25 protein-coding genes are annotated in these 23,826 nt (G+C 72.4%); 12 read left to right on the top strand and 13 right to left on the bottom strand.

From position 1 onward, the window contains the following. Nucleotides 1–62 precede the first annotated feature (62 nt). On the top strand, nt 63–857 hold the full coding sequence (locus ACIQWX_RS24255) for an SDR family NAD(P)-dependent oxidoreductase (protein ID WP_400875087.1): 795 nt from the start codon (nt 63–65) through the stop codon (nt 855–857). Beyond that, nucleotides 854–1,378, top strand: coding sequence for a DUF1360 domain-containing protein (locus tag ACIQWX_RS24250; protein WP_400875084.1), 525 nt, complete (start codon nt 854–856; stop codon nt 1,376–1,378). The genes ACIQWX_RS24255 and ACIQWX_RS24250 overlap by 4 nt, the downstream gene beginning before the upstream one ends. Here the strand turns inward: ACIQWX_RS24250 and ACIQWX_RS24245 are convergent, their stop codons facing one another. Next, nucleotides 1,379–2,224 (bottom strand): endonuclease/exonuclease/phosphatase family protein, encoded by an 846-nt coding sequence (locus ACIQWX_RS24245; protein WP_400875081.1) that lies wholly within the window; start codon nt 2,222–2,224, stop codon nt 1,379–1,381. Then, on the bottom strand, nt 2,221–3,723 hold the full coding sequence (locus ACIQWX_RS24240) for an FAD-dependent oxidoreductase (protein WP_400875079.1): 1,503 nt from the start codon (nt 3,721–3,723) through the stop codon (nt 2,221–2,223). The genes ACIQWX_RS24245 and ACIQWX_RS24240 overlap by 4 nt, the downstream gene beginning before the upstream one ends. A gap of 83 nt (nt 3,724–3,806) precedes the next feature. Here ACIQWX_RS24240 and ACIQWX_RS24235 point away from each other — a divergent pair, with 83 nt between their 5' ends. The 4 genes from ACIQWX_RS24235 to ACIQWX_RS24220 are packed head-to-tail and all read left to right on the top strand — an operon-like array spanning nt 3,807 to nt 8,808. Then, a complete protein-coding gene (locus ACIQWX_RS24235) occupies nt 3,807–5,081 on the top strand; it encodes an acetyl-CoA carboxylase biotin carboxylase subunit family protein (protein ID WP_400875077.1) in 1,275 nt (424 codons plus the stop codon). Between the two features lie 42 nt (nt 5,082–5,123). Continuing rightward, nucleotides 5,124–6,176: a chemotaxis protein CheB gene (locus tag ACIQWX_RS24230; protein WP_400875074.1), complete on the top strand. Its 1,053-nt coding sequence runs from the start codon at nt 5,124–5,126 to the stop codon at nt 6,174–6,176. Then, on the top strand, nt 6,173–6,943 hold the full coding sequence (locus ACIQWX_RS24225; RefSeq protein ID WP_400875071.1) for an ATP-binding protein: 771 nt from the start codon (nt 6,173–6,175) through the stop codon (nt 6,941–6,943). Before ACIQWX_RS24230 ends, ACIQWX_RS24225 begins: the two co-directional genes overlap by 4 nt. An 11-nt stretch (nt 6,944–6,954) precedes the next feature. Next, nucleotides 6,955–8,808, top strand: a complete 1,854-nt coding sequence (locus tag ACIQWX_RS24220) for a CheR family methyltransferase (protein ID WP_400875068.1) — start codon at nt 6,955–6,957, stop codon at nt 8,806–8,808. An 84-nt stretch (nt 8,809–8,892) separates the two neighbouring features. On the opposite strand, the gene ACIQWX_RS24215 is transcribed toward ACIQWX_RS24220, so the two are convergent. Beyond that, the gene (locus tag ACIQWX_RS24215) at nt 8,893–9,048 is read right to left on the bottom strand and encodes a hypothetical protein (RefSeq protein WP_364457981.1); all 156 of its coding nucleotides are present in this window, start codon (nt 9,046–9,048) and stop codon (nt 8,893–8,895) included. 163 nt (nt 9,049–9,211) lie between these two features. Between ACIQWX_RS24215 and ACIQWX_RS24210 the strand changes: the two genes are divergently transcribed. Together ACIQWX_RS24210 and ACIQWX_RS24205 are read left to right on the top strand one after the other, a co-directional pair. After that, entirely contained in the window at nt 9,212–9,922 is a 711-nt protein-coding gene (locus tag ACIQWX_RS24210; RefSeq protein WP_400875064.1) for a methyltransferase, read from the top strand. After that, nucleotides 9,909–10,118, top strand: coding sequence for a CDGSH iron-sulfur domain-containing protein (locus tag ACIQWX_RS24205; protein WP_400875061.1), 210 nt, complete (start codon nt 9,909–9,911; stop codon nt 10,116–10,118). Before ACIQWX_RS24210 ends, ACIQWX_RS24205 begins: the two co-directional genes overlap by 14 nt. Here the strand turns inward: ACIQWX_RS24205 and ACIQWX_RS24200 are convergent. Together ACIQWX_RS24200 and ACIQWX_RS24195 are read right to left on the bottom strand one after the other, a co-directional pair. Then, complete coding sequence (locus tag ACIQWX_RS24200; protein WP_400875058.1) at nt 10,103–11,098, bottom strand: iron-containing redox enzyme family protein; 996 nt, start codon at nt 11,096–11,098, stop codon at nt 10,103–10,105. The genes ACIQWX_RS24205 and ACIQWX_RS24200 overlap by 16 nt on opposite strands. 9 nt (nt 11,099–11,107) lie before the next feature. Continuing rightward, entirely contained in the window at nt 11,108–12,241 is a 1,134-nt protein-coding gene (locus ACIQWX_RS24195) for a glutamate--cysteine ligase (protein ID WP_400875055.1), read from the bottom strand. A gap of 113 nt (nt 12,242–12,354) precedes the next feature. Here ACIQWX_RS24195 and ACIQWX_RS24190 point away from each other — a divergent pair, with 113 nt between their 5' ends. Further along, entirely contained in the window at nt 12,355–12,750 is a 396-nt protein-coding gene (locus tag ACIQWX_RS24190) for an STAS domain-containing protein (protein ID WP_400875052.1), read from the top strand. Here ACIQWX_RS24190 and ACIQWX_RS24185 read toward each other — a convergent pair. After that, complete coding sequence (locus tag ACIQWX_RS24185; protein WP_400875049.1) at nt 12,747–13,832, bottom strand: glutamate--cysteine ligase; 1,086 nt, start codon at nt 13,830–13,832, stop codon at nt 12,747–12,749. The genes ACIQWX_RS24190 and ACIQWX_RS24185 overlap by 4 nt on opposite strands. 97 nt (nt 13,833–13,929) lie before the next feature. Here ACIQWX_RS24185 and ACIQWX_RS24180 point away from each other — a divergent pair, with 97 nt between their 5' ends. Together ACIQWX_RS24180 and ACIQWX_RS24175 are read left to right on the top strand one after the other, a co-directional pair. Continuing rightward, nucleotides 13,930–14,298 carry a hypothetical protein gene (locus ACIQWX_RS24180; protein WP_400875046.1) on the top strand — a complete coding sequence of 123 codons (369 nt, stop codon included), beginning with the start codon at nt 13,930–13,932 and terminating at the stop codon, nt 14,296–14,298. A gap of 8 nt (nt 14,299–14,306) precedes the next feature. Beyond that, nucleotides 14,307–14,786 carry a hemerythrin domain-containing protein gene (locus ACIQWX_RS24175; protein WP_400875043.1) on the top strand — a complete coding sequence of 160 codons (480 nt, stop codon included), beginning with the start codon at nt 14,307–14,309 and terminating at the stop codon, nt 14,784–14,786. On the opposite strand, the gene ACIQWX_RS24170 is transcribed toward ACIQWX_RS24175, so the two are convergent. Further along, nucleotides 14,783–16,243, bottom strand: coding sequence for an aminotransferase class I/II-fold pyridoxal phosphate-dependent enzyme (locus ACIQWX_RS24170; RefSeq protein ID WP_400875040.1), 1,461 nt, complete (start codon nt 16,241–16,243; stop codon nt 14,783–14,785). The genes ACIQWX_RS24175 and ACIQWX_RS24170 overlap by 4 nt on opposite strands. An 80-nt stretch (nt 16,244–16,323) precedes the next feature. Between ACIQWX_RS24170 and ACIQWX_RS24165 the strand changes: the two genes are divergently transcribed. Continuing rightward, complete coding sequence (locus ACIQWX_RS24165; RefSeq protein WP_400875037.1) at nt 16,324–17,511, top strand: amidohydrolase; 1,188 nt, start codon at nt 16,324–16,326, stop codon at nt 17,509–17,511. Between the two features lie 22 nt (nt 17,512–17,533). Here ACIQWX_RS24165 and ACIQWX_RS24160 read toward each other — a convergent pair whose 3' ends face one another. The 6 genes from ACIQWX_RS24160 to ACIQWX_RS24135 form a co-directional block, all read right to left on the bottom strand. Beyond that, entirely contained in the window at nt 17,534–18,430 is an 897-nt protein-coding gene (locus ACIQWX_RS24160) for a TauD/TfdA dioxygenase family protein (protein ID WP_400875034.1), read from the bottom strand. Then, nucleotides 18,427–19,740, bottom strand: coding sequence for an LLM class flavin-dependent oxidoreductase (locus ACIQWX_RS24155; RefSeq protein ID WP_400875031.1), 1,314 nt, complete (start codon nt 19,738–19,740; stop codon nt 18,427–18,429). Before ACIQWX_RS24155 ends, ACIQWX_RS24160 begins: the two co-directional genes overlap by 4 nt. After that, nucleotides 19,737–20,579, bottom strand: a complete 843-nt coding sequence (locus ACIQWX_RS24150) for an ABC transporter permease (protein ID WP_400875028.1) — start codon at nt 20,577–20,579, stop codon at nt 19,737–19,739. Before ACIQWX_RS24150 ends, ACIQWX_RS24155 begins: the two co-directional genes overlap by 4 nt. Then, nucleotides 20,576–21,349 carry an ABC transporter ATP-binding protein gene (locus tag ACIQWX_RS24145; RefSeq protein ID WP_400875025.1) on the bottom strand — a complete coding sequence of 258 codons (774 nt, stop codon included), beginning with the start codon at nt 21,347–21,349 and terminating at the stop codon, nt 20,576–20,578. The genes ACIQWX_RS24150 and ACIQWX_RS24145 overlap by 4 nt, the downstream gene beginning before the upstream one ends. After that, nucleotides 21,346–22,365 carry an ABC transporter substrate-binding protein gene (locus ACIQWX_RS24140; RefSeq protein WP_400875022.1) on the bottom strand — a complete coding sequence of 340 codons (1,020 nt, stop codon included), beginning with the start codon at nt 22,363–22,365 and terminating at the stop codon, nt 21,346–21,348. The genes ACIQWX_RS24145 and ACIQWX_RS24140 overlap by 4 nt, the downstream gene beginning before the upstream one ends. Before the next feature lie 101 nt (nt 22,366–22,466). After that, nucleotides 22,467–23,678, bottom strand: coding sequence for an ROK family protein (locus ACIQWX_RS24135; protein ID WP_400875891.1), 1,212 nt, complete (start codon nt 23,676–23,678; stop codon nt 22,467–22,469). Nucleotides 23,679–23,826 lie beyond the last annotated feature (148 nt).

The following is a 23,826-nucleotide window of genomic DNA, read 5'->3' as shown; positions in this document are numbered from 1 at the left end:
CCATGATTGCCCGGCGGCGCGCCGGGTACGCCGGGGGGAGTCAACCGGAAGGGAGCGGTCGCATGACCACCGCCACCAAGCCACTGGCCGTCGTCACCGGCGCGTCCAGCGGGATCGGGCTCGAGCTGGCGAAGCAGTTCGCCCGGCACGACTTCGACCTCGTGCTCGCCGCCGAAGACGCCGAGCTGGCCGCGGCCGCCGACGAGGTCCGCGCCTGCGGGGCGCGGGTCGACGAGGTACGAACCGATCTCGCCGCCGCCGAGGGCGTCGAAGAACTCGTCCGCCGGCTCGCCGACCGGCCAGTGGAGGCGCTGGCCGTCAACGCCGGCGTCGGCATCAACGGCGAGTTCGCCGGCGACACCCGGCTGGAGGACCAGCTGACCGTCGTCGACCTCAACGTGCGCTCGGCCGTGCACCTCGCCAAGCGCGTCGTGCCCGGCATGGTCGGCCGCGGCCACGGCCGGGTGCTGTTCACCTCGTCGATCGCCGGCACGTCCCCGGCGCCCTACCAGGCCGTCTACGCCGCTTCGAAGGCGTTCCTGACGTCGTTCTCCGAAGGCCTGCGGGCCGAGGTCAAGGACAAGGGCGTCACCGTGACGGCGATGCTGCCCGGCCCGGTCGACACCGAGTTCTTCGAGCGCGCGGACATGGAGGACACGAAGCTCGCCGCCGGGGACAAGGACTCGCCGGCCGAGATCGCCGAGGCCGGCTACGAAGCCCTCATGAAGGGCGAGGACAAGATCGTGCCCGGTGCGGCGAAGAACAGGCTCCAGTCGGCCGCGTCCCGCGTCCTGCCGGACCAGGCCAAGGCCAAGCAGCAGGGCAAGATGATGAAGCCCGGATCGGCGGACGCATGAGCGTGGTCAAGGAGATTTCGGCGAAGGCCAAGCAGGTCCAGCGCGGTTACGCCGGCGACGCCGACCGCCCGCTGGCCGGCTACGTCGGCTTGATGGGCGCCTACGGCACCGTCGTCGGTGGCCTGACGGCGCTGGGCCGCGTCCTCGGCAAGCGGCTGCCCACCCGGTTCGGCGTCGGCGACACGGTCCTGCTGGGCACGGCGACGTTCAAGGCGAGCCGGCTCCTGGCCAAGGACGCGGTGACGAGCCCGCTGCGCGCGCCGTTCACGCGGTACGAAGAGCCGGCCGGCGACGACGAGCTGAACGAGTCCGTTCCCGGGAAGGGGCACGTCGAGCACGCGCTGGGCGAGTTGCTGACGTGCCCGTTCTGCCTGAACGTGTGGATCGGCACCGGCCTGGCGGCGGGCCTGGTCATCGCGCCCCGCCCGACCCGGCTGGCGGCGACGGTGTTGACCGCGGTGGGCCTCGCCGACGCGCTGCACCTGCTCTACGACGCCGGCAAGAAGCTCGCGTCGGGCTGACTAGCCGGAGCTTTCCCGGGAAAGCTCCGGCCACGCGCCCGGCGGGTGGGGCGGGAGGGTCAGCTCGGCGAAGACGCCGTAGTGGTCGCTCGCCTGGACGCCGTCGATCGGGTCCACCAGCACCCGCCGGCACGCGGCGACGGCCAGCGGCGGTCCCCACGGGCCGCCGCGGACCAGCACGTAGTCGATCCGGCGGCCGGTCTCCAGGGGCATGTCGCCGGCGCGGACCAGCGCGTTCTCCGGCGTGAAGGTGTGGCCCGGCTCCGCCGGGTACAACGCCGCCCAGGCGTCGGTGTAGCAGACGCTCGTGCCGTTCAGCGCCTGCTTCCCCGTCAAGAACCGGATGCTCGCCGAGTCCGGCGGCGCGTCCAGATCGCCGAGCAGCACCACGTGCTCTTCGGGGCGGGGGAGCAGCTCCTCGACGAACCGAGCCGTGCGCAACGCTTGCACTTCGCGCTCGGCTTCGTAGCCGTAGGGCCGGCTCGGCTTGTGGTGGACCATCCACAGTGGACCCCACGGCGACGGCGCCAGCACCTGGGCGACGACCGTGGCGCACCACGCCGGCCGGATCGGCCGTCCGGCGGGCCGCTGGTCGAGCTCGTGGGTCTCGCCGACCGGCCACCGGCTCGCCAGCGCCGCCCCGACGCCGCCGTCGACGCCCGAGTGCGCGACGACGTGCCAGCCGTCGCCCAGCAGTTCGCGCACGCCGTCCGGGGCGATCTCCTGCAACGCCACGACGTCCGGCTCGAGGGCCCGCAGCCGCCCGGCGAGCAGCCGGCAGCGCTCCGGCCAGGAGGCGTGCTCCGGCGCCAGCACGTTCATCGTGAGGACGCGCAGGCGGCTCATCCGGGGCCGCGGCGCAGGGGGCGGACCGCGGGGCCCTGCACGACTTCGCCGTCCACACCGAATCGCGAGCCGTGGCACGGGCAGTCCCAGGTCTTCTCGGCGTCGTTGAAGGACACGAGACAGCCCAGGTGCGTGCAGTGCGCGCCGACGGTGTGCAGCTGCCCGGCTTCGTCGCGGTGCGCGGCGACGAGCTCGCCGCCGACGCGGACCACCTCGGCGTCCCCGGGCGCGAGGTCGTCGAGCTTCTCCGACCGCCACAGCGCCGCCACGTGGTCGCCGATCAGGTACTTCGCGACCGTCAGGTTGTCCTCGGCCACCCCGAGCACCGAGCGGGCGTCGAAGCGGTTGGGGTCGAACAGCTCCGCGGCCGGGTGCGGCTCGCCGAGGATCCGCGCGGCCAGCACGTGTCCCGCGGCGGTGCCGCCGGTCATGCCCCACTGGCCGAACCCGGTGGCCACCCACAGGTTCTTCGTCCCCGGCAGGTACCGGCCGACGTACGGCAGGAGGTCCACAGTGGACATGTCGTGCGCGGACCAGCGGTGGGTCACCCGGTGCAGGCCCGCGTGCGCGTCCGCCCAGTCCGCGAGCCGCCGGTACCGGCGCTCGACGTGGACGTGCGCCCCGACCCGGTAGTGCTCGCCGCCGGCGATCACCATCGGCGTGCCGTGCTCGGTGTGGCCGCGCACCGAGTGGTGCGTGTCGGCGTCGAGGAACATGCCCTCCGGTGGGGCGTTCCCGGCCGCCGGCCCCGCCACAACGAGGTCGCGGATCGGCTCGAGCCGCGCGAAGTACAGGCCGCGGTCGAGGACGGGGTAGTGGGTCGCGACGACGACCTCGCCCGCCACGACGTCGCCGCGTGACGTGCGGACGGTCTGCCCGTTCAGCGCGGTCGCGCGGGCGTGCTCGACGACGGTGCCGCCGGCGCGCTCGACTTCGGCGGCCAGCCCCAGCAGCCACCGGCGCGGGTGGAAGTGCGCCTGCCCGGTGGTCCGGACCGCGCCCAGCGCCGGCACGTCGAGCGCGACGTCCGTCGTGAAGGAGGCGGCCAAGCCCGCCGCGGCGGCGGCTTCGGCTTCCCGCCGAAGCGAGTCGACCGTCTTCTCCTGCGTCGTGTACACGAAGCTGTCCGCGCGCGTGAAGCCGCAGTCGATCCCGAGGTCGGCCGCGGTGGCGGCGATCCACTCCAGGGCCGCGGTCTGCGTCTTCGCGTAGGTCTGCGCCGCCTTCTCGCCGTGCCGGGAGGTCAGGTCCGCGTACTTGGCCCCGTGCTGGGCGCTGACCTTCGCGGTCGTGTGGCCGGACACCCCGGCGGCGACCCGTTCCGCTTCGAGCACCACGACCGACCGGCCGGCCCGGGCGAGCAGCAGGGCGGTGGTGAGCCCGGCGATGCCCGCGCCCAGCACCGCGACGTCCGCCGACTCCGGCACCGGCACCCCCGTCCGGTCCGGCGCGGGCGCGGTCTCGACCCAGAGGGAAAGCGGTTCGGGCAGTGCGGTCATGCGCGCGGGGTGCCCGCTCCCGGCGTCGCGAAACTCGGCCGGGTGGACCGTTTCGGCACCGGGGCGCCGGGTAGGCCGAGGTCATGAGCAACAACATCTTCGTGATCGGCCTGGACGAGGAGAACCAGCGCGTTCTGCAGAGACTGCCGTGGGCCGGGGCTTACGAGTTCCACGGTCTGCTGACCCCCGAAGAGCTGCAGCACGGCGACATCGACTTCGAGGCGCTGCTGAAGACGGCGCAGCACCAGCTCGACGCCTTCGACGGCGACGTCGGCGCGATCGTCACCTACTGGGACTTCCCGGCGGCGACGCTCGTCCCGATCCTGTGCGCCCGGTACGGCCTGCCCAGCCTGTCGCTGGAGGCGGTGCTCAAGTGCGAACACAAGTACTGGAGCCGGCTGGAGCAGCGCGAGGTGATCGACGAGCTGCCGGACTTCGGCATCGTCGACCTCGACGACGAGCACCCGGCCCCGCCCCGCGGCGTGGGCTTCCCGATGTGGCTCAAACCGGTCAAGTCGTTCTCCTCCGAACTCGCCTTCAAGGCCGGGAACGAGGCCGAGTTCGCCGACGCGGTCGCCGAGATCCGCGCCGGGGTGGGCCGGGTCGGCGAGCCCTTCGGGTACGTCCTCGACCAGGTCCAGCTGCCGCCGGAGATCGCCCGGGTCGGCGGGGCCGCGTGCCTGGCCGAAGAGGCCCTGCACGGCGTCCAGGCGGCCGTCGAGGGCTACGTGTACCACGGCGAGGTCGTCGTCTACGGCGCTCTCGACTCGGTCAACTACCCGGACAGCTCGTCGTTCCTGCGCCACCAGTACCCGTCCCAGCTGGGGGAGGAGCCCGTGCGGCGGATGCGCGAGGTGGCCGAGCGGGTGATGCGGCAGATCGGCTACGACAACGGCACCTTCAGCATCGAGTTCTTCTGCGACCCCGAATCGGGTCAGGTCGCCCTGCTGGAGATCAACCCGCGGCACTCGCAGTCGCACGCCGAGCTGTTCGAGTTCGTCGACGGCGTCGCCAACCACGAGATCATGGTGCGCCTCGGCCTCGGACAGGACCCCAGCCGCCGGCCCAGCAAGGGCAAGTACCAGATCGCCGGCAAGTGGTACCTGCGCCGGTTCGAGGACGGCGTCGTCACACGCGTGCCGAGCCGGGAGGAGATCGCGGCGATCGAGGACCGGATCGACGGCACGCAGATCGAGATCGTGCCGGAGGCCGGCCAGCGGCTTTCGGAGCTGCCGGAACAGGACAGCTACAGCTTCGAGCTGGCGCAGCTGTTCGTGGCCGCGCACACCGAACACGAGATGACGCAGAAGTACCAGGCGTGCGTGGACGCCCTGCGGTTCGAGTTCGACGAAGGCTGACAACGGGGTTTCGACGAGCGCCGGGTGGGCTATCCGAGCACCGTGGCGAGGTCTACCGTGGTCGGCGAGGAGGTGGTCACCGTGCCCGCAGTCCGGCGGGACGTCGTGGTCGCCGGAGCGTCGGCCGGCGGGGTCGAAGCGCTGCGCGCGCTGGCCCGCTCGCTGCCCGCCGACTTCCCCGCCACGGTGCTGGTGACCATGCACCTCTCCCCGGGCGCGCGCAGCGCGCTGCCGATGATCCTCGACCGGGCAGGGCCGCTCCCGGCCCTGCCCGCCACCCACGGCGCGCCACTGCGGCCGGGCGTGATCTACGTGGCGCCCCCGGACCGGCACCTGCTGACCGACGGCGGTTCGGTGATCCTGACGAACGGCCCGACGGAGAACGGGCACCGGCCGGCGATCAACGCCACCTTCCGTTCGGCGGCGGTGACGGCCGGGCCGCGCGCGATCGGCGTCGTCCTCTCGGGCACCCTCGACGACGGGACCGCGGGCCTGCGCGCGATCGTCGACCGCGGCGGTGTGGCCGTCGTCCAGGACCCGGCGGACGCGTTGTACGCGGGCATGCCCGAGAGCGCGCTCGCCGCGGTGGACGCGGAGTTCGTCCTCCCGGCGGGGGAGCTCGGAGCCGCGCTGGACAAGCTGACCCGGATCCCGCTCGACCCGGCGAGCGGGCCGCCGCCCTCGCCCGCGCTGCTGCTCGAAGACCGCATCGCCCGCGACGGCGTGCGGCTCGGCGCCGTGTCGCCGAGCGAACTGCCGCCGTCCGGGTACACCTGCCCGGACTGCCAGGGCACGCTGCTCGAGGTCGACCGGGCCGGGCAGTACCGCTGCCGGATCGGGCACGCGTGGTCGGCCGACGCGCTGCTGGCCGCCCACGAGACCGAGTTCCAGCGGGCACTGTGGACGGCACTGCGTTCGCTCGACGAGAAGGCCGGGCTGGCCGAGCGCCTGCACCGGGATTCGAAGCACCGCAACCACAGCTTGCTCGCCAGCCGGTACGCCACGACGGCGAAGGAGTGCGCGACCGCCGCGGAGACGCTGCGCAAGTTCCTGCTGTCGTTGTCGGCCGACGCGCCGGAGGAGGCCGGGCCGTGAGCGCGCCGAGCGGCCGGGTGCAGCTGGAGCCGCGGTACCGGCCCGGGGCGACGACCGCGCTGGTGACGGGGACCCTCGACATCGAGTCCTACCCCGAACTGCGCGACGGGTTGCTCAAGATCGCCGTGGAGTCGCCCGACGGGCTCATCGCGGACATCGACGCGCTGGCCATCCGCGACCCGGCGCTGGTCACGCTGTTCTCGCTGGTCGCCATGCGGATCGGCGACTGGCCGGGCATCCCCTTCTGCGTCGTCACCGGCCGCGCCGAGCACCGGACGATGTTCAGCGACCGGACCGTCGACCGCTTCGTCCCGCTGCACGAAGACCTCGAAACCGCCGAGAGCCGCCTCTCACCGCCCCCGCGCCGCCGGGCCGCGCAGCTGCTGGCGCGGTCGGTGAACTCGTCGGCGCTCGCCCGTGACTTCGTCCGCCGCGTCTGCGACGAGTGGAGCGTGCCGGCTTACACCGACGACGCCCTGCTGGTCGCGACGGAGTTCGTCGAGAACGTCATCCGGCACACCGGGTCCACCCCGCGGGTGCGCCTGGAGCTGCGGCACGGCATGCTGAGCGTCGCGGTGACCGACGACGAGCCGAGGCAGGCGGTCCTGCTGGAGCGGCTCGACGCCCTCGAACCGGGTCTCGGGCTGCGCATGGTCGCCGAGGTGGCGAAGGTGTGGGGCTGCTCCCGCACGTGGTCCGGCGGCAAGGTCGTCTGGGCCGTGCTGACCAGGAGTACCGCTCCTCCCGGTGACGGCGACAGCGGGTAGCGTGTCGGACCGTGACCGAGCCCAAGGAGCCGAACGGCGAGTTCGAATCGGTGCTCGCCTACCTGAAGGAGTCGCGGGGCTTCGACTTCACCGGGTACAAGCGGAGCAGCCTGATGCGGCGGGTCCGCAGGCGGATGAGCCAGATCGGCATCGACAGCTACACCGACTACATCGACCAGCTCCAGGTGAACTCCGAGGAGTTCGTGGCGTTGTTCAACACGATCCTGATCAACGTCACCGGGTTCTTCCGCGACCCCGACGCCTGGGACTACCTGCGTGAGCACGTGCTGCCCGGACTGCTGGCCGAGCGCAGCCCGGAGGAGCCGATCCGGGTGTGGAGCGCCGGCTGCGCGGGCGGGCAGGAGGCCTACAGCCTCGCCATGCTCTTCGCCGACGCGATCGGCATCGACGCGTTCCGCCAGCGGGTCAAGATCTACGCCACCGACGTCGACGACGAGGCACTGGGGCAGGCCCGGCACGCGGCCTACACGCCCGCCGAGGTCGAGGGCCTGACCGAGGAGCAGCTGGAGCAGTACTTCGAGCTGCAGGGGAGCCGGTACTGCTTCCGCAAGGACCTGCGCCGCTCGGTGATCTTCGGCCGCAACGACCTGGTGCAGGACGCGCCGATCTCGCGCATCGACCTGCTGGTCTGCCGCAACACGCTGATGTACTTCAACGCCGAGACCCAGACGAAGATCCTCGAGCGGTTCCACTTCGCGCTGGCGCCCAAGGGCATGCTGTTCCTCGGCAAGGCCGAGATGCTGCTTTCGCACGCCCGGATCTTCGAGCCGCTCGACCTCAAGCGGCGGGTGTTCCGCAAGGCCGTCAACGCGCCGGTGAGCTACAACCACTTCGTCTCGACGGGCTTCCCGCAGCGCCGGACCCGCGACATCTCCGGGCTGGACGAGCTGCGCGAGCACGCGTTCTCGGCGAGCCCGGTGGCCCAGATCGTGGTGACCGAGGACGAGGTCACCGCACTCGTCAACGCGCAGGCGGAAGTCGCGTTCGGACTGTCCGAACGCGACATCGGCCGCCCGCTGCGCGACCTCGACGTGTCGTACCGGCCGGTGGCGCTGCGCGCGTACGTCGAGCAGGCGCGGCTGGAGCGGCGGTCACTGCGGATCAAGGACGTCGAATGGCGCCGGGCCGGCGAGGTCGTCTGGTACGAGGTGCACGTCAACCCGCTGGTGGGCAAGGAGAAGAAGCTCCTCGGCGTGTCGGTGGTGTTCCACGACGTCAGCTGGGCGCGGCAGCTGCTCACCGAGCTGGAGCACACGAACCGCCAGCTGGAGTCGGCCTACGAAGAGCTGCAGTCGACGAACGAAGAGCTGGAGACCACCAACGAAGAGCTCCAGTCCACGGTGGAGGAACTGGAGACCACGAACGAGGAGCTCCAGTCCACCAACGAAGAGCTGGAGACGATGAACGAGGAGCTGCAGTCGACCAACGACGAGCTCCAGACGATCAACGACGCCCTGCGCGAGCGCAGCCTCGACCTCGACGAGGTCAACGAGTTCTTCGAGTCGGTGCTGACGTCGGTCCAGGCGGGCATCGTGGTGGTCGACCGCGAAATGCGGGTCAAGGCGTGGAACCGCGGCGCCGAGGACCTGTGGGGCGTGCGCCGCGAGGAAGCCGAGGGCACGCACCTGCTCAACCTGGACATCGGGCTCCCGCTGACGGAGCTGCGCCCGGCGGTCCGCGACGCGCTGGCGGACGCGGGTTTCCACGCGGAGGTCGTGCTGGAGGCGATCAACCGCCGCGGCCGGTCGACCGTGGTGCGGCTGCGGTGCAGCGCCCTGCGCAGCGCGAACGGCGAGAGCCAGGGCGCGTTGCTGATGATGGAGGACAACTCGGCGCCGGTGTGACGGCGGACGGGTTCGGCGGCCGGCCGGTCCCGTGCGGCCGGGCCGCGGTGTTCTCGCGTCAGGTGCCCGGTACCGGCTGACCGGTCAGCCGGACTGCGGGTCGCTGTCGTCGTGCTGGTCGCCGCTCGACGTGCCCTGCTCACCGCGCAGGGTCTCGCGCTGGGCCTCGGGGGTGTCGCCGTGCGGGTCGTCGCCCTCGGCCGGGTCCGTCGGGTGCTGCGTGCGGTCCTGCGACGTCATTTCGGTTCCTCCTCCAGGGTCCGTTCCGGAGGCGGTTACCCCGCCGTCACCCGTTCAACCACCCGCGCCTCATCCGTTTGCGCGGATCTTCGCCGGGTAGCCGGGGGCGACGCGGTTGTCCGCCGGCGAGTGCCGGGGCCGCGGCGAGGTGAAGGAGACCGAGATGACCACGTCGGCGGAACCCGTCCGCCCGGGCCCCTTGGCCGCCCGGCCCGTCGTCCTCCGGCCCGCGCCGCGGCTGCTGCGGCTGCCCGGGGTCTACCGTCCCCAGGAGGACACCGCCCTGCTCGCCGCGGCGATCGCCGACCTGGCGATCCCGCCCGGCGCGCGGGCCCTCGACCTCTGCACGGGCACCGGCGCCCAGGCGCTCACCCTCGCCCGCCGCGGCGCGGAAACGGTGCTGGCACTGGACCTTTCCCGCCGAGCACTCGCGTCGGTCCGGCTCAACGCCCTGACGCGGGGCCTGCGCATCCGCCCGCGTCGCGGCGACCTGACGACCGCGCTGGGGGAGGGGCCGTTCGACGTGGTCGTCGCGAACCCGCCGTACGTGCCGTCCCCGGCCGCGACGGTCCGCGCGACCCGCGGCTGGGACGCGGGCCCCGACGGCCGCGCCGTCCTCGACCCGCTCTGCACCCAGGCGCGCACGCTCCTGCGTCCCGGCGGGACGCTGCTGATCGTCCACTCCACGATGTCCGATGTGGACAAGTCGGCGGAAATGCTTGCTGCGCAGGGACTTCGGGTCGAGGTGGACAGGAGGGCCCGCATCCCGTTCGGTCCGGTCCTGTCCGGACGGACGGAGTTCCTGGAGGCCGCCGGCCTGATCGAGCCGGGGCAGCGGATGGAGGAGCTGGTGGTGCTGCGTGCCGTCCGCTGACCGCCCCCGCCGTGTCACGGTCGTCCCGGGTGGACCGGTCCTCGTCGAAGGACCGGTCGAGCTGTGCACTCCGGACGGCGAGGTGGTCACGTCCGACCGGTTCGTCGTCGCGGTGTGCGCGTGCCGCCGGAGCAAGCGGTTCCCCTTCTGCGACACGAGCCACCGCAAGCGAGTTCGGGCTCAGCCCGCCGGCTGACGCAGCGACGACCGGCCGGCGCGCCAGTTCTCCAGCAGACCCGCGCCGAAGCGGCCCTCCAGGAACTCCGTCGCCTGGATCCCGAACACGACGTCGGCGGCCAGCCCGGGCTCCCGCTCGAGCAGGTCGCCGAGCACGTCGTGGCGCATCACCTGTTCGTGCACCGCGTCCGCCTCGATGTGCTCCGTGTAGAAGAACCGGCACGCCTCGGGTGCGTTCATCCGCCGCAGCGCCTGGTCCAGCCGCGTCGCGGACGGTGCCGTCGTGATCTCCGCCGCCGCGAAGTGGCCGCACAGCGCTCCTCGCAGCGAGCGGTGCAAGCCGAACATCGACATCATGTTGACCACCGCGAGCATCGCCGCGGGCACCTGGTCGATCAGCTCGAGGTACCCGTCCGGCAAGCCCGCGCCGCGCAACAGGTCCGCGTACAGGCGGGAGTGCGCGAGCTCCGCGCGGCCGCCGCCGAACTCGTCGAACTCCACCGCCACCAGCGCCGCCTTGGCCCGGCCGCGCAGCCGTGGGATCACCCACGCGTGCGGGTCGGCCTCCTTGTGGTGGTAGATCGAGCGGTGTGTGAAGTACTCGCGCACCTGGTCCCAGGTGCCGTGGTCGCGCAGGAAGTGCGACAGCCCTTCGGCGTCCAGGGGTTCGACCAGCAGCGCGTCGAGCTCGGCGGTGACGTCGTCGCCGCCCGGCACGCCTTCCCGCAACGCCGCCAGGAACCGCGCCTCCAGCGCCCCGCGCAGCCGCAGCAGTTCGGGGTCCCACTCCCAGTCCGCCGAGACGCCCGGCAGGCCCTGGTAGTGCAGCTCGTAGCACAGGTGCAGGGCGAGCTGGAGGTCGTCGCCGAGCGGGTCGGTGTCCGCCAAGCCGTCGAAGCTGAGGTCCGCGCGCGGCTGTTCCCGCAGCAGCGTCTGCAAGACCGACTCCGAGAGCGGGCCGCGGGACGCCGGCAGCGTGGCGGCGATGGAGGTCGTCATGGCCGGGGTTTACCCGGTCAGCCGCGTTCCATGCCCCGCCGGCACGGTCCGCGCGGTGAGCCACCGCACCGCCTCCGCCGTCCCGCGCCCGGCGACCGCGCGCTGCTGCACCGAACCGGTCCCGTCGGCACGCAGTGCCGCGACGAGCGCCTGGACCTCGGCCAGGTCCCCGCTGTCCTCGAGCGCCGTCCGGACGTGCTCCAGCAGCGCCTCGACCCGGGACCACGCCGGGCGGCGCGTCCCTTCGAGCGGATCGACCAGCGGGCCGGCCAGCCCGTGGCGCGCCGCGGCCCACACCGCCGCCGCGGCGACCTGCGGCGACAGCGGCGCGGCTTCGCGCCCGGCGGCCAGGTCGTCGAGCGCCCGCCGCACCAGCGCCCGGCTCAGCAGGGCCTGCAGCACGGCGTGGTCGACGGTCAGCGCGGTGTCGGCGACGCGGAACTCCACGGTCGGGAAGCGGCCGGAAACCCGGGCCAGCCAGAACGTCTGGTCCGGGTCGACCAGCGCCCCGCACTCGACGAGCGTCTCGACCGTCCGCCGGTACTCGGCGTGGTCCCGCAGGTGCGGGGCGACGCCGGAGCCGGGGAACCGGGACTGCAGGACCATCCGCCAGCTGTGGTAGCCCGTGTCGCGCCCGTGGTCGAACGGGGCGTTGGCGGAGAGGGCGAGCAGGGTGGGCAGCCAGCGGCCGAGGTGGTTGACGACCGCGACCGCGGTGTCGGGATCGGGGACCCCGACGTGGACGTGGCAGCCGCAGGCTTCGTAGTCGGCGACCACCGCGCCGTAGGCGGCGTCGATCTCGGCGTAGCGGCCGGTGGCCGCGGGCGGCGGCGTGGCCGGCCCGGGCCCGACCGGCGTCCCGGTGGCCAGCAGCGCGCAGTCCTCGGCCGCGGCCGCGCCCGCCAGCACCCGCCGGGCCGCCGTCAGCTGGTCGCGCAGCTCGCCGGCGGTGGTGCAGACCCCGCTCGCGGCCTCGATCTGCGTGAGCCGCAGCTCGCGGTGCACCCGGACGCCGTCGGGCAGCGGGCCGTGGTGGGAGTACCGCGCCAGCACCGGCTCCGCGCACGCCGACGCGTGCCCGGTGCGCGGGTTGACCAGCAAGAACTCCTCTTCGACGCCCATCGTGGGCGGGCCGTCGGACATGGGCGGGCTCCTTCCGCGCGGGCGCTCGGCGGCGGTTACCCGTTCGGTCGCCGGAAATGCGCCTGGGCCCGGCCTTTGTTTGGCCGTGGACGCGCGAGGGGTACCTCGCACCCATGACAACTCACGAGCGTCCGCGCGTGGCCGGGGTCGATCCGCCGCTGACGCACCGGCTGCCGTCGCCCCGCGCCCCGGCCGAGAACGACCTCCGGAGCAAGCTCCGGTGGAAGTCTCCCGACGCGATCGTCGTGCAGGTCGGCGGCGAGATCGATCTCTGCACCGCGGCCGCGCTCGAGGCGACCTTGGCCGAGCACGTCCGCGCCCATCCCGGCGTCCTGCGGGTCGACCTGGGCGAGGTCCGGTTCTTCGGCGTCGCGGGCCTGCGGGTCCTCGTGCGCGCCCACCGGCACGCGGAAGCGGCCGGCGTCCACCTCGTCGTCGACCCCGGCCGGTCCCGCGCCGCCGTCCGCGCTCTCGAACTGCTCGACCGGCTCGGACCGCTCCCGCTTTAGCCCTCGGTCAGGAGGTCGACGACGGCTTCCGCCCGGTTCTTCTCCGCGAAGACGCGCCGCTGCCGGTCGGCGCCGCCGCCTTCGGCCGCCAGGCGGCTCGTCTCCTCCCGCGCGAAGTCCAGGTCTCCCGCCGCCTCCAACGCGGGTGCGGTCAGCGCGATCAAGTCGTCGAGCACCGCCTTCACCGGCTCCAGGTCCCCGGTCCGCGGGTGCGGGCAGCAGCCGGTCACGCCTTCCTTCGACGCGCGCCAAAGCCGGCCGCGCAGCACTTCGTTCGACAGCTCCGGCGCCGGCCCGTCCTCGGCCAGCGCGGTCGCGACGAGCCCGCGCGCCAGCACGGCCAGCAGCACCGCTTCCGTCGGCGTCGCGGCGACGTCGGAGATGCGGAACTCCAGCGTCGGCTGCTTCTCCGACAACCGGACGTCCCAGTAGATCATCCCGCGGTCCAGGATCGCGCCGGAGCGCAGCCAGCCGTCGACGATGCTCTCGTACTCGTCGAGGGACGCGAACCGCGGCGGCGGCCCGGCCGAAGGCCACCGGCTCCACTGGTGGTAGCGCCAGCTGGCGTAGCCGGTGTCGTAGCCGTCGACGATCGCCGAATTGGCGGTGACCGCCAGCAGCGCGGGCAGCCACGGCCGGACGTGGTTGAGCACGTCGATCCCGCGCGCCTTGTCGGGGATCGCGACGTGCACGTGGCAGCCGCAGGTGAGCGAAGTCCACGCGGTGGCGCCGAAGTGCTCGGCCATCCGCTGGTAGCGCGGGTTCGGCGTGATCCGCGGCGGCTCCGCTTCGGCCAGCGGTGGCGCGCCGGCGGGGAGCAGCCGGTAGCCGCGCGCCCGGGCCGCCTTGGCCAGGTCTTCGCGCAGCCCGCCCAGCTGCCGCAGTGCCTCGGCGTGGGTGTGGCAGACGTCGGTGGCGGCTTCGGCCTGCGACAGGTTCAGCTCGTGTTGCAGCTCGCCTTGGACGTCCTCGGCGGCTTCCGCGGCGTCGACGACGTCGTCGCCTGCCTGCGAAAGATGACCACGCCGGTCGACGACGAAGAATTCCTCTTCGACGCCGAAGGTCAGCACGTCTGGGTTCACCGGGGTTTCTCCTGCGGGTCGGGAGCCGGTCGAATACCCGGGCGGGGGCTTGCGCAAACGGCGTTTTCCCGGGCGGGGAGCGGGTAACCGGGCGGTCATGAATTCGAGCGCCGCCCCCACGCCGTCGCTGCTGGCCGCCGACGCCGGGGCCACCGTGCGACGGCTGGCCTGCTGCGTCGGCGAAGGCGAGCTCGACTCACCCGCCGAGATGTACCGCGTGCTGGGCGCCCTGCGGCTGCTCGCGGACGACCTGACCCACCTGCTGCCGGCCCTGCAGGGCCGGCTGGAGGACGGTCTGCTGTCCGGCCGGGTGACCGGCCCGGGCGGCGGCGACGCCGTCGCGGCGACGTGGGACTCGGTGGGGGCCGTCGGCCGGGCGTTGACCCACGCCCGGACGGTGGCGCTGCTGATGACGAAGGAACTGGAGAACGCCCAGGTCACCCTGCGGGGCCTGGCCGCACCGTGAGGACACCGATGTCGACCGACGCGATCGTGCTGCTCAAGAACGACCACAAGACCGTGGAGAAGCTGTTCAAGGAGTTCGAGAAGGCGGGTGAAGAGGCGTACGGCGAAAAGCGCCGGATCGCCGACTCGATCATCGAAGAGCTGACCGTCCACGCGTACATCGAGGAGGAGATCTTCTACCCGGCCGCGCGCGAAGCCGTGCCGGAGACGAAGGACCACGTCCTGGAAAGCGTGGAGGAGCACCACGTCGTCGTGTGGATGCTGTCCGAGCTGCTCGGCATGGACCCGAAGGACGAGACCTTCGACGCGAAGGTGACGGTGCTGACCGAGAACGTCCGCCACCACGTCGAAGAGGAAGAGGACGAGTGGTTCCCGGAGGTCCGCTCCGCGTTGGGCCGCAAGAAGCTGCAGGAACTGGGGCAGCGGATGATCGACGCCCGCGGTGACGCGCCCAAGAACCCGTTGGAACTCAAGAGCGCCAAGGCTTAACCCCGCGCCACGACCCGGACCGACTCCAGCGACGAGTCGGCCGGGTCGGGCAGTTCCATGCCCGCTTCCAGCCCGCTGCGCAGGTACCCGAGGATCGGCTCGGTGATCACCTCACCCGGCAGCACGCCCGGCGCGCCCGGGGGATAGGGCGTGATCATCTCCGCCGCGATGCGGCCCGCCGCCTCGGCCAGCGGCACCTGCTCGGTGCGGCCGAAGAACGCGTCGCGCGGCAGCATCGCCGTCTCCAGCTCGAACTCGTGCGGCGGCGGGATGTCCACCGTCGGCGGCTTCTCGAACGAAGGCGCGGCCTTGAGGAGGGCGCCGAGCGCGTCGATCAGCGTGCTCGCCGTTTCGTCGTCGTCGGCATGGGTGAACTGGGCCACCGTCCGGCGGTGGTCGGACAGGCCGACGGTGACGTGCCGGTGCTCGCGCAGCCAGTCGGCGGCCTGGTAGCCGCTGATGCCCAGCGGGTCGAGGTCGAGCACGACCTTGAGCGGGTCGACGGAGTCCGCGAGGTCCGGGCCGAGGAACTCGTCGTGCAGCACGGTGAACCCGAGCTCGCCCAGCCGGCCGCGCACCGACGTCACCAGCTGCAGCGCGCCGTCGAGCAGCTGCTTGCCCTGCTCGGCCATCTGGCGCCGCCAGCCGTCGAGTGCGGCGTACACCAGGGAACTGGCGCTCGTCGTGCCGAGCAGGTCCTCGCGCGCCTTCAGCACGGCCGGGTCGACGCGGTCGCCCTGCAGGTGGAACACCGAGCTCTGCTCGACCGCCGCGCCCATCTTGTGGACGCTCGTGACGCACACGTCGGCGCCCGCGTCCATGCCCCACGGCGGGAGGCCGTCGTGGAAGGGCAGGTGCGCGCCCCACGCCTCGTCGACGATCAGCGGGATCCCGCGTTCGTGGCACCAGTCGGCGACCGCGCGGATGTCGCCGCACGTGCCGTAGTCGGTGGGCGTCACCATCAGCGCGCCCTTGACCTCGGGGTCGCGCTCGTACGCCTCCGCGAACTCCTCGACGCCCGGCGGGTGCGTCATCCGCTGGTCGGCGTCCCACAGCGGCCGCACCCACACCGGCTGCACGCCGCTGACGATCAGGCCGGAGACGACCGACTTGTGGACGTGCCGCGGCACCAGCAGCTTCTCGTGCGGGCCGGCGACCGCGAGCATCGCGCTCTTCACCGACAACGAGCTGCCGCAGGTGGAGAAGAACGTGTGCTCGGCACCGACCGCGTCGGCCATCAGCTGCTGGGCCTCGGCCAGGACACCCCGGCGCATCAGCCGGTCGTCGAGGCCGTTGAGCGCGATGACGTCGGACCGGAACACGTCGGCGCCGACGACGTCGAGGACCCGCGGGTCGACGCCCCGCCCCTGCTTGTGGCCGGGCGCGTTGAACGGGACGTACCCGATGCGGTGGTATTCGCGCAGCGCGTCGAGCACCGGTGCCTTGCTGTGGTCCATGCGGCGCGGGTAGCCGGAAGCCGGCCGGGTGAAACACCCACGGTGGTGTGACCGTGCGTGGTAGGGGTATTCCGGTGGGCATGGAGTGGCACGAAGAGCTGCACGAGCGGACCGACGAGCGGATCGGTGCGCTGGCGGACCGGCTGTGGGCGGTCGCGACCGCACTGCACGAGCGGCCGGAACTGTCCTATGAGGAGCACGCGGCCGCCGAGCGGCTGACCGGCGAGCTGGCCGCCGACGGGTTCGACGTGGAGACCGGGGTCGCCGGGCTGCCCACGGCGTTCGTCGCGCGGGCGGGGAGCGGGCGCCCGTGCGTGGCGCTGCTGATGGAGTACGACGCGCTGCCGGGGCTGGGCCACGCGTGCGGCCACAACCTGATCGCCGCGGCCGGGCTCGGTGCCGCGCTGGCGGCGCGCGAGGTGCTGGCGGACGAGCCGGGATCGCTGCTCGCCGTGGGCTGCCCGGCCGAGGAACGCGGCGGCGGCAAGGTGGCGCTCGCCGAGGCGGGCGTCTTCGACGACGTCGACGCGGCCCTGATGGTCCACCCCGGCGTGCATTCGTGGTCGTGGGCCCCGCTGACCGCGCAGGTCGAGCTGAAGGTGACCTTCCACGGCCGCGCGGCCCACCCGACCGGCGACCCGGAGGCCGGCATCGACGCCCTGTCCGCGCTGATCCAGGCGTTCGGCGCGGTCTCGGCCCTGCGCCAGCGGCTCCCGGCGGGCTCCCACGTCCAGGGCATCATCACCCACGGCGGCGAGGCCACGAACATCGTCCCCGACCGCGCCGAAGGCCGCTTCGGCCTCCGCGCGCTGACGACCGACGCGCTGGACCGCCTGGCCGAGGACGTCGCGACGTGCGCCCAGGGAGCGGCACTGGCGACGGGCGCGAAGGTCGACGTCGAACGCCTCGGGCGCGGGTACGCGCACTTCCGCGACAATCCCGTGTTGTCGGAGCGGTTCACCGAGCACCTGGCGGCGTGCGGCATCCGCGCGACCCCGCCGGCGCCGGGGGTGTTCCTGGGATCGTCGGACATCGGCGACGTGAGCGTCCGGGTCCCGGCGATCCACCCGTTCGTGGCGATCACGGCGGAGGAGTACTCGGACCACACACCGGAGTTCGCGGCGGCCGCGGCCAGCCCGCGCGGCCGGTCGGCGATGCTGGCATCGGCGGCGGCGCTGGCCCGGACGGCGGTGGACTTGCGTACGCACCCGGCGCTGGTCAGCCGGGCGTGGGATTGCTTCCGGGACCTGGAGCGGAACGGGCACTGAGCGCGCCCGTCCCGCCCCCGGTTCACGCGACGGAGGTGTAGTGCGAGGCGTCACCTTCCAGCGATTCGCTCGCCCGCCCGTCGACGCCCACCGGGACGTCGCCGGCCACCGTGACGCGGTTGAGGCGCCGGGGGAGACCGTCGTAGTTGTCGATCGCGTAGTGCTGGGTGATGCGGTTGTCGAACAGCACCAGCTGGTTGGGCTCCCACGCCACGCGCACGACGTTCTCCGGCCGCGTCACGTAGGACTGCAGCAACCGCAACAGATCCCGCGACTCGCTGACCGACAGTCCTTCGATCCGCTGCGCGAACCCGCCGATGAACAGGCCGCGCTCGCCGGTCGCCGGGTGCACGCGCACCACCGGGTGCACCGTCCGGTACTTGCGCGAGACGAACTGGGCGCGGCGTGCCTGCTCCTTCTCGTCCACCGTCTCCGGCGGCTGGACGTAGTCGTAGTCGTTGGTGTGCACCGCCCGCAGCGTGTCGGCGAACGCCCGCAACGGCTCCGGTAGGTCGCGGTAGGCCGCGGCGGCGTTGGCGATCAGCGTTTCCCCGCCGTAGGGCGGCACCACGAGGCTGCGCAGCGTGCTGGCCTTCGGCGGGTTGAGCACGAACGTGACGTCGGTGTGCCAGTGGTTGGCCCGGCCCAGCTCGCTGTCCACCGGCAGGATCGTCGGCGCGCCGTCGGCCGCGGGCACCGTCGGGTGCGCCTTGGTCAGCTCGCCGAACCGCGCGGCGAACCGCTGCTGGCCCTCGTCGTCCAGCTCGGTGTTCCGGAACACCAGCGCCTTGTGCTCGTGCAGGGCGTCGGCGAGGAACGCCACCTGGGTGACGTCGAGGTCGCCGGCCGGGTCGAGGCCGATGATCTCGGCGCCGATGTTCCCGGTGATCTTGCGGACGTCGGTTCTGATCGCGGTCATGCGGGCTCCTTGACTCGGTTGCGGTTGACGGGACGCGCGAGGCCGTAGTGCTCGCGCAAGGTGGTGCCGGCGTACTCGGTGCGGAACAGCCCGCGCCGCCGCAGTTCGGGGACGACGAGGTCGACGAAGTCGGTCAGCCCGCCGGGCAGGGTGGGCGGCATGACGTTGAAACCGTCCGCGGCGCCGCCGGTGAACCACGCCTCCAGCTCGTCGGCGACCTGCACCGGCGTCCCGGCGAAGACGCGGTGCCCGCGCCCGCCCGCCAGCCGTTCGAGGAGCTGCCGGATGGTGAGGTCTTCGCGCCGGGCCAGGCCGACGACCAGCTCGAACCGGCTCTGGCCGCCTTCGGTGAAGCTGCCGACGTCCGGCAGCGGGCCGTCGAGCGGGTAGCCGGTGACGTCGTGGTCGAGCATCTTCGACAGCTGCCGCAGCCCGTAGTCCGGCGTGATCAGCGCGTTCAGCTCGGCTTCGCGTTCGCGCGCCTCGGCTTCGGTGCGGCCGAGGATCGGCGAGATGCCGGGAAGGATCTTGATTTCGTCCGGCGTCCGGCCGTACTTCGCGAGCCGGCCTTTGACGTCGTCGTAGAAATCCTTGCCCTCGGCGAACGTCTGCTGCGCGGTGAACACGGCTTCGGCGTGCCGGGCCGCGTACTCCTTGCCGGTTTCGGACGAGCCGGCCTGCACGAGCAGCGGGTGGCCCTGGACCGGCCGTTCGATGTTGAGCGGCCCGCGGACCTGGAAGTGCGGGCCGTCGTGCTCGATCGCGCGGATCCGGTCGGTGTCCGCGTAGACCCCGCTCGCGCGGTCGACGAGCGCGGCGTCGTCGTCCCAGCTGTCCCAGAGCTTCTTGACGACCTCGATGAACTCGTCGGCCCGCTCGTAGCGCGCGGCGTGCGCCGGCCGCTTGGCCAGGTTGAAGTTCCGGGCCTCGTCGATGCCCGCCGAGGTGACGATGTTCCAGCCCGCGCGGCCGCCGGAGAGGTGGTCGAGCGAAGCGAACTTGCGCGCCAGGTGGTAGGGCTCGTTGTAGGTCGTGGACGCCGTCGCGATGAGTCCGATGTGGACTGTCGACGCGGCGAGCGCCGACAGCAGCGTCAACGGCTCGAAGTGGCTGTGGGAATTGTGCTTCACGTTGCCCCACAGCGCGACGCCGTCGGCGAGGAACAGCGAGTCGAGCTTGCCGCGTTCGGCCGTGCGCGCGATGTCGACGTAGTGCTGCAGCGTCCGCGCCCGGTGCGGGTCGGTCGACGGGTGCCGCCACGCGGCTTCGTGGTGGCCGTTCGGCATCACGAACGCGTTGAGGTGCATCATGCTTTCTCCTTGGGACGCCAGGTCGAGAACCGCCGTTCGAGGACGACGAAACCGGAGTTGACGAGCACGCCGAGCACCGAGACCGCGATGATCCCGGCGTACATCTGCTGGATCTGGAAGTTGACCTGGCTGGTGTTGATGAGGTAGCCGAGCCCGGCCTTCGCGCCGACCATCTCGGCCGCCACGAGCACCAGGATCGAGTAGGACGCCGCCATCCGGATGCCGGTGAACACCGTCGGCACCGCCGAGGGCAGGATCACCTTCCGGAACAACCGCGGGCTGGACAGCCCGAGCGAGCGGGCCGCCTTCACCAGCAGCGGGTCGACGGTGTTGACGCCGGCGATCGTGTTGAGCAGCACCGGCCACACGCAGGCGTAGACGACCAGGGTCACTTTGGACAGTTCGCCGATGCCCAGCAGCAGCGTGAACACCGGGAGCAGCGCCAGCGCGGCGGTGTTGCGGGCGAGCTCCAGCAGCGGCTGCAGGAACCGCGCCACCGGCCGGTACCAGCCGATCAGCAGCCCGAGCGGCACCGCGACCGCGACGGCGACGGCGAACCCGGCGGCCGACCGGCCGACGCTGGCCAGGAGGTGATCGGCCAGTTCGCCGTCGAGCGCGAGGTCCCAGAGCGCCTGCAGGTCCTCCGACAGCGGCGGGAGGAACGTCCGGGTGCCTTCGTCGAGGACGAACCGGGGGACCAGCTCCCACAGCGCGACGAACAGGACGACCGCGGCGGACGCGTGCACGGCCCGGGTGAGCGTCTTCGTGAACCGGCGCGGTTTCGGCGGCGAGGCTTCCGGTCCGGTGTGGACGGCCGGTGCTTCCAGCGTGGTGGTCATCCGGCCGCGCTCCGTTCGTGTTCGGCCGCCTTGCGGACCTCGTCGTGCAGCAGTTCCCAGAGCCGGTGCCGCTGCCGCCCGAACGCCGGGTCGGACCGGACGTCGCCGGAGCGGTCGCCGAGCTCGATGTCGACGACGGCCTTGAGCCGCCCGGGCCGGGACGTCAGCACGGCCACGCGCTGTCCCAAGTAGACGGCCTCGTCGATGCCGTGGGTGATGAAGACGATCGTCTTGCCGGTGCGGCGCCAGATCCGCAGCAGCTCGTCCTGCAGCTGCTCGCGGGTCTGCGCGTCGAGCGCGGCGAACGGCTCGTCCATCAGCAGCACGGCCGGGTCGTAGGCGAGGCTGCGGGCAATCGCGACCCGCTGCTTCATCCCGCCGGACAGCTCGTGCGGGTAGCGGTCCTCGAAGCCGGAAAGCCCGACCAGGGCGAGGTATTCGCGGGCCCGCTCGGCCCGTTCCCGCTTGCCGAGCGCCCCGCCTTCGAGACCGAATTCGACGTTGGCGCGGGCGGTGCGCCACGGGAACAGCGCGTACTGCTGGAAGACGACGCCGCGGTCGAGCCCGGGTCCGCGCACCGGCTCGCCGTCGATGAGGACCTCCCCGGACGTCGGGGTGGTGAGCCCGCCGAGCAGGTCGAGCAGCGTCGACTTGCCCGAGCCGCTCGGTCCGACCAGCGAGAGGAAGGTGCCGTCGGCGACGTCGAGCGAGACCTCGTCGAGGGCGGTGAGCGCGCCGAAGGTCTTGGTGACCGACCGGATGCCGATCACTTGGTCACCGCCGGGGCGCCGTCGCGGTAGGGGTTGAACTCGTTGGTGTAGAGCTTCGAGGTGTCGATCCGGTCGCCCTTGATGTAGTCCTGCTGCTTCAGCCACGGCTCCCAGAGCGTGAAGTCCTTGTCGGCGATGAGGCCGCCGTGGGTGATGCCGACGCTCTTCCAGTACTTGAGCGTGTCGGTGTTCTCGTTGCGGCCGCGGGCCTGGATGATCTTGGTGAAGCGGGCGATCACCTGCTCGCGCGGGGTGGTGCGCTCCCACTCGATCGCCTTGGCCACAGCCGAAACGAAGATCTTCGTGGTCTCCGGGTACTTCTTGATGAAGTCGGTCCGCAGCACGTACGGGCCGCCGTTGTACGGGCCGAACGCCTGGACGTCGCTGAAGAGCGGCCGGATGCCGCCCACGGCGAGGGCGTGGTCCTGCAGGATCCCCTGCAGCGCGACGACGTCGAGCTGGCCGTTGCGCAGCGCCTGCTCGGCGTTCACCGGCGGGATGACGACGAGCTGCACCTGCTTGATCTCGTCGTCGGACAGGCCCTGGTTCTTCAGCCAGGTGTCGAGCGCGGCTTCGAGGTTCGCGCCGGCGGTGTTGACGCCGACCTTCTTGCCGATCAGGTCGCGGGCGGTCCGGATCGGACTGTCCTCTTTGGTGTAGTAGCCGATGAAAGCCTTGTCGTCGGAGCCGTAGTAGTTGACGACCGCCTTGACGGGCGCGCCCGCTTCGACGAGCTTGACGACCGCGCCGGTGAAGGCGCCGCCGAAGTCGGTCTGGTCGGTGGCCGCGGACTGGATGTCCTGCGGGCCGCTGATCGTGTTGCCGACCCACTTCAGCTTGACCGGGCCGAAGTAGCCCAGGTCTTCGGCGAGTTCGGGCAGGGTCACGGAGTTGGCGCTGCCCTGGTAGCGCAGTTCGAGTTTTTCCGGCTGCCCGGGCGTGCCGGTCGCCGTCGCCGACGCGCACCCGGCGAGCAGGATCGCGGCGGCGGCCAGGAGGGGCCAGGTTTTCTTCACGGTGGTTTCGTCCGTTCCGGGAGTCGGTGGGGATGCACCGATTGTTCGGGCCCGCCGTCCGGACGGTCAATTTTGCGAGTTCGTGAAATAACTCCGGTGGTTCACGAGGCGTGGGAGAGTGCGGAAAGCAGCGGACCGAGCGGGTTGCCGTAGAGGAGGTCGAGCAGCACCGCGCCGCCGGCGGTGGCCAGCTCCGTGCCCGGGAAGCTGGTGCCCACAACGGTTTCCGTGCTGTCGAGGCGGCGGGAGCGCTCGCCGACCTCGTCCCGGATGGCGGGAAGGCAGCCGGGCACACCCGCTATGCTGCGGTCGACCACGACGAGCACGGCCGGGTTGAGCACGTCGAGCAGCAAGGCCGCCGCCTGGCCGATCAGCCGGGCGCGGTCGAGGAACATCCGCACCGCGGCGGAATCGCCGCGTCCGGCGAGCGCGAGCAGTTCCGGGAAATCCGGGCGCGCGATCAGCCCGCTTTTCGCGGCCCGGCGCGCGAGGGTCGCTTCCGAGACGGTGGCTTCGAGGCAGCCGGTGCGCCCGCACCGGCACGCTTCGGTGCTGTCGTCGACCGGCAGGTGCGCGACGGCACCCGCGGCCGAGCGCGGCCCGTGGTGCACGGTGCCGCCGGTGGCGAACGCGGCGTCGACGACGTTGCCGGTGAACAGCTGCACGACGCTTTCGCGCGCCCGCGGGTGCCCGAAGAGCTGCTCGGCGTGCACGAGGGCGCGCGCGTGACCGTCGACTTCGACGGCCAGGCCGGTGCTTCCGGCGAGCAGCTCGCGCACCGGCACGTTCTTCCAGCCGAGCAGCGGGTGTTCGACGACGGTGCCGGATTCCCGGTCGACCCAGCCGCCCGTGGCGACGCCGAGCCCGAGCGGTTCGCGGTCCGGGGCGTGCCCGAGCAGCAGGTCGTCGAGGATCTCGGCGGCGCGGGCGAGGAGGTCTTCGGCGGCCAGGCCGTCGTGCGGTTCTTCGTGCTGCACCAGGACGTTCCCGCGCAGGTCGAGCAGCGCGACGGTGGCGTGGTGCACGGCGACGTGCAGCGCACCGGCGACGTGCCGCCCGGTGTCGAGGTCGACGGGCACGTGCGGCCGCCCGACGCGCTTTTCGGTTTCCGGGAGTTCGCGCAGCAGCCCGCGCCGGAGCAGTTCGGCGGTGTGCCCGGTGACGGCCGCGGCGGACAGGCCGGTCCGCCGCGCAATGGTGCTGCGCGCGACCGGCCCCCCATCGAGGACGGCACGCAGGACGGCACTCGCGCTGGCGCCACGCCGGGCGCCGCGCGCATCCGTCCTCTGTGGACCGTCGGCCGCCGCCGTCATGGCCCGATGGTGGCAGACGCCGGCGCGAGAGCCCAGGGTGCCCAGGATGCGGGCGCTGCCGCCGAGTGCACGCGCCGCCGCGGAGCGCATCTCGCGCAAGCTCTCGGCAGCGGCTCTTGACGCATACCCATATCGGCATATGATGGCT

This window comes from Amycolatopsis sp. NPDC098790, assembly GCF_044759945.1.
In the GTDB taxonomy this organism is placed as follows: Bacteria; Actinomycetota; Actinomycetes; order Mycobacteriales; family Pseudonocardiaceae; genus Amycolatopsis.
The sequence above is the reverse complement of the archived record's forward strand: the minus strand, read 5'-3'. Positions and strand labels throughout refer to the sequence as shown.